This is a genomic window from Sulfitobacter noctilucicola, assembly GCF_000622385.1.
Taxonomy (GTDB): Bacteria; Pseudomonadota; Alphaproteobacteria; order Rhodobacterales; family Rhodobacteraceae; genus Sulfitobacter; species Sulfitobacter noctilucicola.
The window spans coordinates 1,676,202-1,688,246 of the sequence record NZ_JASD01000008.1 but is presented as its reverse complement, the minus strand read 5'-3'; the positions used below and the strand labels follow the sequence as shown (position 1 = coordinate 1,688,246).

The 12,045-nt window shown below is 56.3% G+C and carries 12 protein-coding genes; all 12 read right to left on the bottom strand.

Annotation, left to right across the window (positions count from 1 at the left end; all coding sequences use genetic code 11):
* Positions 1-2: 2 nt before the first annotated feature.
* Positions 3-2,030, bottom strand: coding sequence for a hydantoinase/oxoprolinase family protein (locus tag Z946_RS0111945; protein ID WP_025055968.1), 2,028 nt, complete (start codon positions 2,028-2,030; stop codon positions 3-5).
* A gap of 112 nt (positions 2,031-2,142) precedes the next feature.
* Positions 2,143-3,054 (bottom strand): AraC-like ligand-binding domain-containing protein, encoded by a 912-nt coding sequence (locus Z946_RS0111940; RefSeq protein ID WP_241461331.1) that lies wholly within the window; start codon positions 3,052-3,054, stop codon positions 2,143-2,145.
* A 186-nt stretch (positions 3,055-3,240) separates the two neighbouring features.
* Positions 3,241-3,558, bottom strand: coding sequence for a cupin domain-containing protein (locus Z946_RS0111935; RefSeq protein WP_025055966.1), 318 nt, complete (start codon positions 3,556-3,558; stop codon positions 3,241-3,243).
* 84 nt (positions 3,559-3,642) lie between these two features.
* Positions 3,643-4,599, bottom strand: coding sequence for a CobW family GTP-binding protein (locus Z946_RS0111930; protein ID WP_025055965.1), 957 nt, complete (start codon positions 4,597-4,599; stop codon positions 3,643-3,645).
* Positions 4,596-4,904: a hypothetical protein gene (locus Z946_RS0111925; RefSeq protein WP_241461330.1), complete on the bottom strand. Its 309-nt coding sequence runs from the start codon at positions 4,902-4,904 to the stop codon at positions 4,596-4,598. Before Z946_RS0111925 ends, Z946_RS0111930 begins: the two co-directional genes overlap by 4 nt.
* A gap of 52 nt (positions 4,905-4,956) precedes the next feature.
* Positions 4,957-5,859 carry a polysaccharide deacetylase family protein gene (locus tag Z946_RS0111920; RefSeq protein WP_025055963.1) on the bottom strand — a complete coding sequence of 301 codons (903 nt, stop codon included), beginning with the start codon at positions 5,857-5,859 and terminating at the stop codon, positions 4,957-4,959.
* A 44-nt stretch (positions 5,860-5,903) separates the two neighbouring features.
* Positions 5,904-7,256 (bottom strand): amidase, encoded by a 1,353-nt coding sequence (locus Z946_RS0111915; RefSeq protein ID WP_025055962.1) that lies wholly within the window; start codon positions 7,254-7,256, stop codon positions 5,904-5,906.
* 4 nt (positions 7,257-7,260) lie between these two features.
* A complete protein-coding gene (locus tag Z946_RS0111910; protein WP_025055961.1) occupies positions 7,261-8,367 on the bottom strand; it encodes an ABC transporter ATP-binding protein in 1,107 nt (368 codons plus the stop codon).
* Between the two features lie 75 nt (positions 8,368-8,442).
* A complete protein-coding gene (locus tag Z946_RS0111905; protein WP_025055960.1) occupies positions 8,443-9,666 on the bottom strand; it encodes an ABC transporter substrate-binding protein in 1,224 nt (407 codons plus the stop codon).
* Between the two features lie 62 nt (positions 9,667-9,728).
* A complete protein-coding gene (locus Z946_RS0111900; RefSeq protein WP_037969188.1) occupies positions 9,729-10,484 on the bottom strand; it encodes an SDR family NAD(P)-dependent oxidoreductase in 756 nt (251 codons plus the stop codon).
* Positions 10,481-11,197 (bottom strand): SDR family NAD(P)-dependent oxidoreductase, encoded by a 717-nt coding sequence (locus tag Z946_RS0111895; RefSeq protein WP_025057535.1) that lies wholly within the window; start codon positions 11,195-11,197, stop codon positions 10,481-10,483. The genes Z946_RS0111900 and Z946_RS0111895 overlap by 4 nt, the downstream gene beginning before the upstream one ends.
* Positions 11,194-12,045 (bottom strand): ABC transporter permease, encoded by an 852-nt coding sequence (locus Z946_RS0111890; protein WP_025055958.1) that lies wholly within the window; start codon positions 12,043-12,045, stop codon positions 11,194-11,196. Before Z946_RS0111890 ends, Z946_RS0111895 begins: the two co-directional genes overlap by 4 nt.

Here is a 12,045-nt window from a genome sequence, read left to right as displayed (position 1 = left end):
GCTCAACCCTCCACCTTGATAAGAATGTTCATATATTGATCGACTGTTGCCGTCGTGTTTGGCGGCACGACAACGGTTGAATCGACCTGTTCGACAATCGCAGGGCCATCAAACTCGGCACCCGCGGTGAAGCTTTCGCGTTGGTAAACGTCCGTGGTGCAACGCTTTGCATTGAACCAAACGTCACGCTGACCAATAGGTTTTGGCGTGTTCTTAACGACCTCGTAAGACGGCAGCGCAGCTTTGGGCACCACGCCAGTTGCCTTGACCCCCACGCGGAAGATGCTCACTGGTGCATCTTCACGGCGAAAGTTGAATTCGCGCTCGTGCTCGTTATGGAACCCTTGGATCAGATCACTGGTGCTGGTCACTTTCGCGGGGGCGGAAACCGCAAGCGACCGCCACTGGCCCTGATACATCATCTCAACCGTACGCTGAAGTACGGTATCTTCTGCCGCTACGCCTTCATGGCGCAGGCGGGCAACAGCTTCGGCTTCGATCCTCTGAAATGCCGCTTCCAGTTCTTCGGGTTTGGTTATCGCTGCGTCCGCCATGAAACTGTCGGAAAAGTCATGCTGAATATCCACGAGCAGACACCCCATCGCTGAGGTGACACCGGGATTTGGGGGTACGATGACGACAGGGATCGACAACTCTTTGGCGACCGCCGCACCGTGCAAGGCACCCGCCCCGCCAAATGCGACCAGCGCAAAGTCACGCGGATCATAGCCACGCGTGATCGACAACAAACGCACGGCGTTGGCCATGTTCGCATTGGCCACATCAATGATCGCTTCGGCCGCTTCATGCAGTTCCATACCAAAGGGTTCGGCTACTGTATCGCGCACAGCTTGTTCAGCGAGCTTTGGATCAAGCGTGATGTCCCCGCCCGCCAGGCTTGTGCCCAGACGCCCCAACACGACATTCGCATCACTGTTGGTCGCGACTTCATTGCCATTCGAATAACAAGCAGGTCCCGGTGTTGCGCCCGCCGATTGCGGACCATTGCGCAGTGATCCCCCTTCGTCTTTCCATGCGAGTGATCCACCACCCGCGCCAATGGTCAGAACCTCGATACTAGGAAAGCGGATAGGATAGCCGTACTCGATGTACCAATCTTTGGTGACTGTGGATTCACCCTGATATGCCAGTGACACATCCGTACTGGTGCCGCCCATGTCAAAGCCGATGGAGTTCTCGTAACCACATAGGTTTCCGATAAACCGGCTGGCGATGGCACCCGCCGCGATGCCTGATCCCGCCAAGCGTGCGGCGAAATCTTTGACACTTGCAGGGGTCATCACGCCGCCGCCCGTATGGAGCAACAACAAATCGCGCTCGTACCCGCCATCGGACAGTTTATCGCTGAGCCGCGATACATAATCGACCACCACGGGCGATACCGCGGCATTCACCATCGTTGTGGAAAACCGTTCGTGTTCAAAGATTTCCGGCATGATCTGTGAGGATATCGAGATCGACACATCCGGCATCACTTCAAGCAGGATTTCTTTCATCCGCCGTTCATGTGCGCCGTTCACGTACGAATTGATGAAACAGACGGCAATCGCTTTCACGTCCCGCTTTTTAAGAATTGCCGCAACCTTGCGCGCTTCGTCTTCATCCAGCTCCGCAATCACTTTGCCCGCAGCATCTACCCGTTCCTTGACCGTCAAACGATCACGGCGCGGGACGTAGGGTTTGGCCACGTCTTTGTAGGTGTCCCACAGGTCTTCCTTGTTTGATCTTCGGATTTCGACAACATCGCGGAACCCTTCTGTGCACACCATCGCGGTGCGCGGCAGTTTGCGCGTGATCAGCGCGTTGGTTGCGACCGTGGTTCCGTGCGAGAACATCGTGACATCGGACAAATCAACCTTGGCGTCGGATACACCCGTCATGATCGCTCGCATCGGATCATCAGGTGTCGATGGGGTCTTCTCGATGCGGATTTGCCCCGTGTCTTCGTCCATGATGCATACGTCAGTGAATGTGCCACCCACGTCGACTGCTACCCTTGTCTTTGTCATTTTGGTGTTCCCGTCTTGTTATCTGTCAGCGCCCGAGTTTCAGGCAAAGCAAAGCCACGCCCCCGAAAGGGGATATATTGGCGTCTCAAAAGTTTCTTTTGTTGGTCTGGGGTTAACCCCCTGTGCCCGCGTCTAAGCGGCTTTTCTTGCGGGTTTCCGTTGGCGTACAGCCGAAACGGCTCCGGTAGTATTTACAAAATTGCGCCTGATCATAAAAACCCCACTTGTAGGCGATGTTGGCCACGGTCGAAGTGTCGTTCACCAACTTTAGCGCCTCATCACATCGCGTCAGCCGCTTGTCGCGGATATAGCCCACGATGGAGTGATCCGCTTCTGAGAACAGACGTTGCAGATAGCGCAGTGAAATCCCGCAAGATTCAGCAACCAACTGCGAATTCAGGTTCGGGTTTGCGAGGTTGTCGCGGATGAACTGCTCGGCCCGCTGCAAATGTGCGGCGCGGATCGTGGAGGATGAACTGTCCAGAATGCGGTCATCACTACGCATCGCCAGACACAACAGATCAAGCAATTGCTGCCCTGCGACATCCCGCGCCACATCGTTAATCTTGTCGACACATTGGATTGTATTGCGTACCGCCCCGACAAAGAACGACCCAACACCTTGCGTCGCATCAAAGGTCAACGCGCCCAAACGATCTGTCGCTCCAAGGCGCGAACGCACGCTTGCGGTTGGCACCTTGAGCACCCAAAGCTTGTTTCGTTTGCCGTGCCAGAACTCATAGGGCATGTCGCCGCGTTCAACGAGAAAACCGCCCGGCCCACATTTGGTATCCCGTGAGGATTGCCGGAAATGCACGTCACCTTTGTGTGGAATGGTAATCAGCAAACTGCTGTCTTTTTCGTTGGCAAAGTGGGACCGCTTGCGATGATACAACACACCATCGCATGTCATCTCTGACAGGCCGAGATTACCGAGCGACCAAGAGCTAAGCCTGCCTTCAAATTCGGAATCATTGTTGAATTCGGCAGACAACGGAAAATAGGTTTCCGAAAGGGTGCGCACCCAAGTTCGGTTTTTGTCTGTCTCGGCGCATTTAGCGGTCGAAAAATACATCTTACCCCCAGTCAAAGCCGTTCTTCAGTCGGAGCGAAGGCGCGGCCTTTTTTCCAATATCACGCGTTTGCAAATCAAAAACTTGGTGAAAAACGCATAAACCTTTGGCAGGTGGATAATTTGGTTTCCCCTACCCTACCCGTCTGCATTCTCCAAAAACTCTAGTTCGATAAAGGCAAACTCAAAGTCGTTGCCGTTTACAACATCATGCTCCACCCCCAGATCACGGTAGTAAGGCACGCCGGTTTTCAACTCCGCTTTCGTGACTGCGCCGTCCTTGCCTGTGATCTCAAGTATCCCGTCCTGAATAGGCACCACGACATAGTCATAGCCGTGGCGGTGCCAGCCCGTGTTGTCGCCGCGCGCCGCAAAACGCCATTCAGTCACACGTGTTCGTGCGTTATCAATAAGAACCGTGGGCGTCGCCGTACCCTTTGTTGATCCATCGCACATAAAATTTCTCCCCTTTCGTGTGTTGTTCCTGATGACGTCCAATGCTGCCCCGATGTCGACTTGCTCCAATTCAAGCGGCTGTGGTTACTCATGTGTAAGATTGGCAATGGAGCTTGTAAGATCCGCGGGATCATACCCGCGTCCAATGAACACAATCTGGTTCTGGCGCTGCACGGCTTCGGGCGGCAGCAATTCAGGGGGCTGGACTGACTTGCGCACCGCTTGCAACAGCAATGGACCAGCCGGAGTTTCGAAAACCCCCTTCACCCTAACTAGGTCATGCCCCCGCGCATGAAGTAAAGCCGAAAGCCAGACAGAGAATGTGGCCCAATCCACCTCTGGCGAAATGTCGATCCGTGTCGGCGTTACCGGCGCGCTATTGCCCGACATCTGCGGTAATGCCATCGGATCAGCCGCAGGCAGATTGTCCAACACGAATTTCTGCCCTTTCACTGCCGCCTCAATCACCGCCGCAGGGTTAAGGCGCGCGACAGTGGCTACCACCTTAGCCAGCAGTGTATCAGGCACCGCATCTGCCTTGGTCAGAATAATGCGGTCGGCGGCTTCGATCTGAATTCGGCTCAATTCTTCCGCGCCGAGTTGTTCCGTCGCATGCAGCACATCTACCAGCACGATCAACTCGACCACCCGGATGTGATGCGCAAGAATACCGTCTTCGCGGATTGCAGTGGCAATTGCCGCCGGGTCGGCCAGGCCGCTGGTTTCAAGAACGATTTGCTCTGAACTGCGCTGGTCGGCGGGTTGCCGACTGCGCAAATCGCACAACGCGCGCAGTGCGGCGACCAAGTCGGCCTTGCCGGTACAGCAAGCGCAGCCCCCCGACAACATAGTGAGCCCCGCAGCCTGCGCGGACAAAAGGGTATCGTCAACAGGCGTCTCGGCCGCTTCGTTTACAAGGATCTGTGCGCTGCCAAACGCCCCCTCGAAAAGCTTATGCCGCAACCACGTCGTTTTCCCAGAGCCAAGATACCCGCCGAGGATGGTCAAGCGCAGCCGTCCGTCATTGGGTGCCGCGCTCATGTGGTCTCTTTCGCCACTCCGGTAAATCGCGGATCAAGCGGATCAACCGGGTGCCCAAGCTGCCTTTCCGCTTCGATCCATACCGCCTCAAGATCAGGCAGCAGGGTCGTGCGCCCGCTGAATGACGACAGCGCAAAGCCGGGGCCATGTCCGGGCGGGCGGGCGGAAAAACCGTAGCCTTTTAATATCTTGTTCAGAATTTTGGCGCGGCGCATTTGCAAGCGCAAGCGATCGCCGGCCGTATCGGCACCGGCATCGGTCCAGTGTCCGGGCCGTGTCGGGAAACCACATGCATTGCACATCATAACACCTCATCAACTGGTGGATGGGCAGCAGACAAGCTGCTGCCCAACATTCTTAGATAACTTCGGGGCGCTTGTCGCTGTCGAAAGGAAAACGTGCGCGGAAGTCATCAGCGATGGTGTTGAAGTCGACCCACTCAACGCCGGAGTGGCTGTTGATGTGGTCAATCAACCGCTCAAGCATCAGCAGCACCTGCGGACGCCCCGCAACATCGGGGTGGATCGTAATCGGGAACACACCGTATTCCATTTCGCGGTACACCCAGTCAAACTGGTCTTTCCACAACTGTTCAATATCACGCGGGCTGACGAAACCGTGGCTGTTGGGCGCGTTCTTGATGAACATCATCGGTGGCAGATCGTCCACATACCAGTTCGCGCCGATGTCGACGAGGTCGATCTCTTTGCCGTGCTTAAGCGGCTTCATCCATTCACCAGCAGTCTTAGTATAATCGATAACAGTCCACTCATCGCCAACCCGTGCATAGAACGGCTGGAAATCGCGGTAGCTTTGGCTGTGGTCATAAGAGAACCCGTATTTACCAAGCAGCGCCGCTGTTACGTTCGACATTTCCCACCACGGCGCAACGTAGCCTTTTGGCGCTTCGCCGGTGAGACCCTTGATCAACTCAATTGATTTGACCAGCACGTCTTCTTCTTGCGATGGCGTCATCGCGACAGGGTTTTCATGCAGGTAGCCATGCGCGCCGATCTCGTGGCCCGCTTCGATGATCATATCCATTTCCTTTGGAAAGGTTTCCAGTGAATGGCCCGGTACAAAGAAAGAGGTTCGCATCTCGTATTTCTTGAACAGGCGCAAAAGGCGCGGCACGCCAACCTCGGTCGCGAAAATGCCGCGCTGGATGTCATTTGGGGAATCCCCACCACCATACGAGCCGATCTGGCCCGCGACGGAATCGATGTCAGTACCAAAGGCACAATAGATTTTCTTCGCCATGTCTCGTTCTCCTTGTTTGACGTTCACTTAAGTCTGACGCGGCGCTACCCGCGGATAATCTCTTCACATCCCATCGCCGCGCCCAGTACGGCAGTGTCGCAACCCGAGGGTGCCGACAGCAGAAAGCCTGTGGGCATCCCGTCTGCATCCGTTCCATTGGGGATGGATACGCCACACCAATCGAGGAAGTTTCCAAGTGAGGTGTTGCGCAGGGTGAGCCCGTTGTGACGGAAAAACTCGTTCTGATCTGCTTCGAGCGGTTCGATCTCCATCGCGGTGGTGGCGGTGGTCGGGCACAGGATGATCGCATTGCCGATCTTGGCTGCAGTCGTCTGCATGAGACGCACGCGCGCGTGTTGGAGGATGACAAGATCAACCGCTGTCATATCTTTCGCTGCCAACAAACGGCGCAGGACACGGGCATCCATTTTCGAAGCGTCCGGTCCATAAACTCGATCAACATGGTTGGCCAAGGCTTCAGCGCCGGCGAGGAACCCGTGTTCCCCCATCAACTCGGTGATCTCGCGCAACTCAGGCAGCGCGATACGGCGTACGCGCGCGCCGGCAGCTTCAAGCCGCGACACGGTCGCATTGAAATTGTCTTCAACGGCCGGAGACAGTGTGTCGAACAATACCTCATCCGGTATGACAAATGTAAGGTCCGAAGCGGCTGCCGGCTGAGCCTCCGGCGTATCACGGTGTCGCAATACCGCATCAAGAAGCGCGCAATCAGCCGCGGAATGAGCGAGCGGCCCCAAAGTATCCAGCGTTTGCGAAAGCGGGAAAACGCCTTGCATGGAATAGCGCTGCGATGACGTTTTGTACCCGACAACACCGTTGAAAGAAGCCGGAATTCGAACCGATCCCCCCGTGTCAGACCCCATCGACAGAGGCACTATTCCGGCTGAAACAACCACTCCCGATCCCGAAGACGACCCCCCTGGGCTCCGGCGTTGACCTTTCGGTGCATAAACGTTGCGCGGTGTGCCGTAATGTGGGTTCAGGCCGATACCGGAATAGGCAAATTCCGTCATATTGACTGTGCCAGTCGTGATCAGACCGGCCCGTTGTGCATCAGATACAACCACAGCGTCCAACTCTGCCGGCGCGTTGTTTTTCGTAACCACTGAGCCGACAGTCGTTGTCCGGCCCCTCAGATCAAACAGGTCTTTCCAGGCGATTGGCACCCCGTCCAACGGGCTGGCTGGGTGCCCTGCTCTAAGCCGCAACCTTGACGCTTCAGCCAGCATCAAGGCTCGGTCGCGTGTCTGCTCAATGTAGATCGCATCATCGCCATGCGCCGCGACACGGTCATAAACCTCGTGCGTCACCTCGACCGGATCGCACGTTCCCGCGCGCAGATCACGCGCCATATCTGTTGCTGTGACCGCGCCCATCAAACTAGTGGTCGATCACTGTAGCGCTGGCGGATCTCCACGCAACGAATGCACTGCCGCCCGCCTTGATCCGGTTGCGATATTTATCGACGTGTCCTTCGATGTTGATGGTCTGGCCGTCAGAAAACCGCACCACCATATGCATGATGTGGCCGACAATCTGGAGGCTTTCGACGGTGCACGGAATGGTATTCGAGCCAAAGCTCGCTCGCATTTCGGCTTCATCCACGTCAGCTGGAACAAGGTCGACAGCTTCGGCGGGCAAAACGATGCTCATCTCACGACCCACATTCGCGTCGCTTTGACCACGGTTCGCACCGGCCAATGGGCCGAACGCCGTATCGAGGATCACAATACCGTCTTTCGCGCCTTTTACGGTGCCGGGCAAGATCGTGTTCGACCCGATGAAGCGCGCGACAAACTGGCTGCGCGGCTGGGTGTATAGCTCGCGAGGCGGGCTGATCTGTTCAACTTTACCCGCGTTCATCACTACAATCCGGTCCGAAAGCGCCAAAGCTTCGGATTGGGCATGTGTCACAAAGACGAAAGTGATGCCAAGATCACGCTGTAAAAGCTTCAGCTCGTTCTGGATGCTTTTGCGCAGGTTCGCATCAAGCGCGCCCAACGGCTCATCCAGCAGCAAAATATCTGGTTCTACGACCAACGAACGCGCAAGAGCGATACGCTGGCGCTGCCCCCCCGACAACCGCGAGGTCGGCATCTCAGCAATATCAGAAAGGCCCAGTTTTTCGAGGATCTGGTCGACTTTACCATCGGCCTCGGCACGGGGCATGTTCTTGACCTCAAGACCAAAGCGGACATTTTGCCGAACATTCATATGCGGGAAGAGCGCATAGTTCTGGAAAATCATCGACGTCGGGCGCTTTTCAGGCAGCTGGTCATTCACACGTTTGCCACGGATCATCAGATCGCCTGATGTGACCGTTTCAAAGCCGGAAATCATGCGCAGGGTTGTGGACTTGCCGCAGCCTGATGGGCCAAGGAAAGCGATAAACTCTCCCTTGTTGACATCAATATTGAAATCAATGACGGCCGGTGTCCCGTTGTCATAGGTCTTATAGACATTTGAGAGCTGAAGATCGTAGGCCAAGACGGTTACGTCCTTTTTGTAAGGTGCAGATGCAGGAGGGATGGTTCAGCCGCAAAGCAGCTGAACCGATTTGGCTTAGGCGGACAGGAATTCGTCCCACTTGCGGATCAGCAAGTCATACTCATCAGGCCACTGGTGCCAGTAAGCGACGTTCGACGCGCGCTCTTCGAGCGAGCCACCGTCGCGCAGATCACCTTCTTTGATGCCACGCTCACCTTCGCCAACCCATGGTTTGCCTTCGTACCAGAAGGCGTACTTATCCGGGTCCATCACGTCTTTGATGTTCGACGTCGGAGAGTAGTAGCCCTGCTCGGAGACCGCGATTGCGGGCGGACCGGACAGCCAGTAGTCGGCATATGCGGCAACAGCTTCAAGATTTGGCGAAGTTTTCAACGGTGCCGGACCAATGGCCCAACCACGATAGCCTTCTTTCATTGTCGCATAGGAACATTCAACGCCCTGCGCCTTAACCGCCATCACGGCCGGCTGCCATGCATCCGCGATCACCATTTCGCCCGAGGCAAGCAGGTTGACCAATTCACCAAAATCACCCCAAAGAGCGCGGAACTGCCCTTCTTTCTTTTTGGAGATCAGGAATTTGGCTGCTTCTTCAATCGCCTCGGCATCCGGGTTACCGGGGTTAGATACTTCAAGAAGGCCCAAAGTGTTCATCGCCATTACGGCCTGACCAAAGGCAATCAGCGGATCAACGTTAAGACCGGTCTTGCCCTTGAACTTGGGATCGAACAGCGCGGCCCATGTCGATGCTTCTTCGGCTTCGACCAGATCGGGGCGATACCCGATGGAATCGTAGTTATAGACCGTCGGCACCATGTTCAGGCGTGTCTGGCTTTCGTCTTCCCAAATCTGGCCGACGATCTGACGGTTGCGATCCCAGCGGTCGGATGCCGTGGTAAAGGTGTCGCGGATACCTGCCCAGTTCTTGAGGTTCTCGGCGGGCAGCGGCGCAAGTTTGTCTGTTGCAACCATCGCAGCGAGACGTTCCCCGATGATTTCCCAGCAGTCATAGGCGTCTGAGCCTGACAGGATTTCAGTCTGGGTGTTCGGGAAAATGTCAGCTTTGCCGCTTACAGCGCCGATGCCGGATTTTTCCTTGAAGTCATTCAGAATCCGCTCCTGCACGGTCACAGAAAGGCCAACGGTGCGCAGCTCTTGATCGCCAAGGCTTTGCGCAAAGGCTTGCTGGGCTCCCAAGAACGGCATGCCGCCTGCTGCCATTGCGGCACCGCCCGCTGTGGTTTTCAAAAAGCTTCGTCTCGATATATTTGAACGTGACATCTGTCTTCTCCTTGTTGAGGTCGATTTGCTTTCATTATTCAGGAGCATGCTCCTTTGCGTGTTTAGTAGCGCCCGACCATAAGCCCACCATCCACCGCAATTACTTGACCCGTGATGTATCGCGCGGCATCCGAAGCCAAAAAGGCAACGACATCCGCAATGTCATCGGGTTGTCCGATGCGTCCCAGAGGCACGATATCGCCAACCGTTTTCGCACCTTCAGGGCCTAACGAGTGTTTTTCCGACAAAAGCTGCGCTGTGCGGATGTAGCCCGGTGCGACGCCATTTACGCGCACACCGCTGCGACCAAGCTCGACCGCGAGCCCCCGCACCAAACCGACAACGCCCGCTTTGGCGGCTGAATAATGGACGTGCTCATCCCAGCCGTAGGCGACACCCATAATGGACGAAAGACACACAATGGATCCTGTGCCCCGTGCCTTCATCCGCGCCGCCGCGGGCCGGATCACCCGCAACATCCCCTTAAGATCGATATCGAATGTGTGATCCCACTTTTCATCTGTCAGCTGCTCGAGCGGCACACGGTGCGCAATACCGGCGTTAGCGACGATGGTATCCAACCCGCCGAAACGGGTTTCGATATCCTTGACGACCGCATTCGCACGGTCCGTGTCCCGAACGTCCAGATGCTGGAATTCAGCCTCGCCGCCCGCTTTACGGATTTCCTGCACGATTGCGCGCCCTTCATCTTCGAGCACATCCGTGACGACGACGAAATCACCGCGTGCTGCTAAGGCGCGCGCCGCAGCCTTGCCGATGCCGATACCCGCACCTGTTATCAATGCAACTGAGGTCATAGCATTACGTCTCCTGAGTTCGGGGATAGAGTTTGGCCGACGTAAATCCGCGCAGCATCTGAGCATAAAAAGGCGACCGTTTCGGCCACATCTTCAGGTTCACCAAAATGCCCAAGCGGCAGTTCGGCGGCCTTGGCCGCGCGCCAGTCATCCGACAAAGCGCGCACCAAGGGCGTGTTGATTGGGCCGGGTGCCACGGCATTGACCCTGACGCCTTGGGTTGAAACCTCGCGCGCCAACGCTTTGGTCATGCCGATGATGCCCGCCTTGGCGGCTGAGTAGTGTACCAGTTCGATCCCGCCAATCTGGCCCAGTTGGGAGGCCATGTTGACGACGCATCCCGATCCGCTTGCGATCATTGCGGGAAGAACCGCCCGAGTGCACAAGAACGTGCCGCGCAGATGCACCGATATCATGCGGTCAAAGTCAGCGACGGACAGATCAGTGAACCGCGCTTGGTGCACATGTCCTGCGTTGTTCACCAGATGGGTCGGCGCGCCAAACTCGGCTGTGCACGCCTCGACCATTCTGGCGACATCAGCCTCGTCAGAAACATCGCCTTGTACCGCAAGCCCGCCGATTTTCGCCGCTGCGGCCTGCGCCGCATCTGCATCGTAATCGTTGAGCACAACGTTGTAGCCAAGGCCGGCAAGTTTCTCGGCGACGGCAAACCCGATGCCTGATCCCGCTCCTGTGACAATGACATTTCTCACGCAATGTCCTCCTGCATCGCCATCTTCTTGGCGCGGCGGACGCTGAGGCCCATCAGGATGCCGTAGACCGCCAGAAGGGCAAAGGAGAACAGGGTCGTCATGACCCCGAAGGCGAAGATATTCGGATGGATTTCGACAGAGAACGTCCCGTAGATCGCCAACGGCAAAGTCTGATCGCGGCCAGAGGCAAACAAGGTGCGGGGGAATTCATCGAAGCTGAGCGTGAAAGCAAACAGCATAGCCGACAAAACACCCGGGAAAATCAGAGGGAACGTCACTTTGCGGAAAGTCCGTATCGGTGAGACACCCAGCGACCACGATGCCTCTTCGACAGAACCGTCAAACCGGTTGAGAATTGCGAGCATGACGAGGAACGCGAATGGGAAGGTATAGACCACGTGGGCAACGAATGCCGTGCTCCACCAGTGGCGTTCAATGCCGACCACGTTGTTGGCCAATAGTGACGTGCCCAGACCGGTCAGAACACCCGGAACCATCATGCCCAATACGATCAGGTAGAACACGATGCCTGCACCCGTAAACCTGCGCCGGAAAGCCTGCGCCGCCATCACACCCAGAACAGTGGCCGTGACCATGGTCATGAAGGCAAGGATCAAAGACCGGACCAGTGCTTCGCCCACTGGAAGTGGCGCGATGCGTGACGGCGGTGTCATCCCGAAGAGGTGTTTGTACCAGTAAGTCGACCATTCGATGATCGGGAACTGTGGCCCGCCTTCTGGACCTTGTTGAAAGGACAGGATGCCCAACACAAAGAACGGTCCATAAAGGAAAAGGATGAACAGGCCGATATAGATCGCGAGGACCGGTTTGAGAATTTTGGATTCCAT

What these genes read in the sequence shown, in the direction of transcription:
- Z946_RS0111890 (WP_025055958.1), bottom strand. Translation starts at nt 12,045, where the DNA reads ATGGAATCCAAAATTCTCAAACCGGTCCTCGCGATCTATATCGGCCTG.
- Z946_RS0111905 (WP_025055960.1), bottom strand. Translation starts at nt 9,666, where the DNA reads ATGTCACGTTCAAATATATCGAGACGAAGCTTTTTGAAAACCACAGCG.
- Z946_RS0111935 (WP_025055966.1), bottom strand. Translation starts at nt 3,558, where the DNA reads ATGTGCGATGGATCAACAAAGGGTACGGCGACGCCCACGGTTCTTATT.
- Z946_RS0111920 (WP_025055963.1), bottom strand. Translation starts at nt 5,859, where the DNA reads ATGGCGAAGAAAATCTATTGTGCCTTTGGTACTGACATCGATTCCGTC.
- Z946_RS0111930 (WP_025055965.1), bottom strand. Translation starts at nt 4,599, where the DNA reads ATGAGCGCGGCACCCAATGACGGACGGCTGCGCTTGACCATCCTCGGC.
- Z946_RS0111900 (WP_037969188.1), bottom strand. Translation starts at nt 10,484, where the DNA reads ATGACCTCAGTTGCATTGATAACAGGTGCGGGTATCGGCATCGGCAAG.
- Z946_RS0111945 (WP_025055968.1), bottom strand. Translation starts at nt 2,030, where the DNA reads ATGACAAAGACAAGGGTAGCAGTCGACGTGGGTGGCACATTCACTGAC.
- Z946_RS0111915 (WP_025055962.1), bottom strand. Translation starts at nt 7,256, where the DNA reads ATGGGCGCGGTCACAGCAACAGATATGGCGCGTGATCTGCGCGCGGGA.
- Z946_RS0111925 (WP_241461330.1), bottom strand. Translation starts at nt 4,904, where the DNA reads ATGATGTGCAATGCATGTGGTTTCCCGACACGGCCCGGACACTGGACC.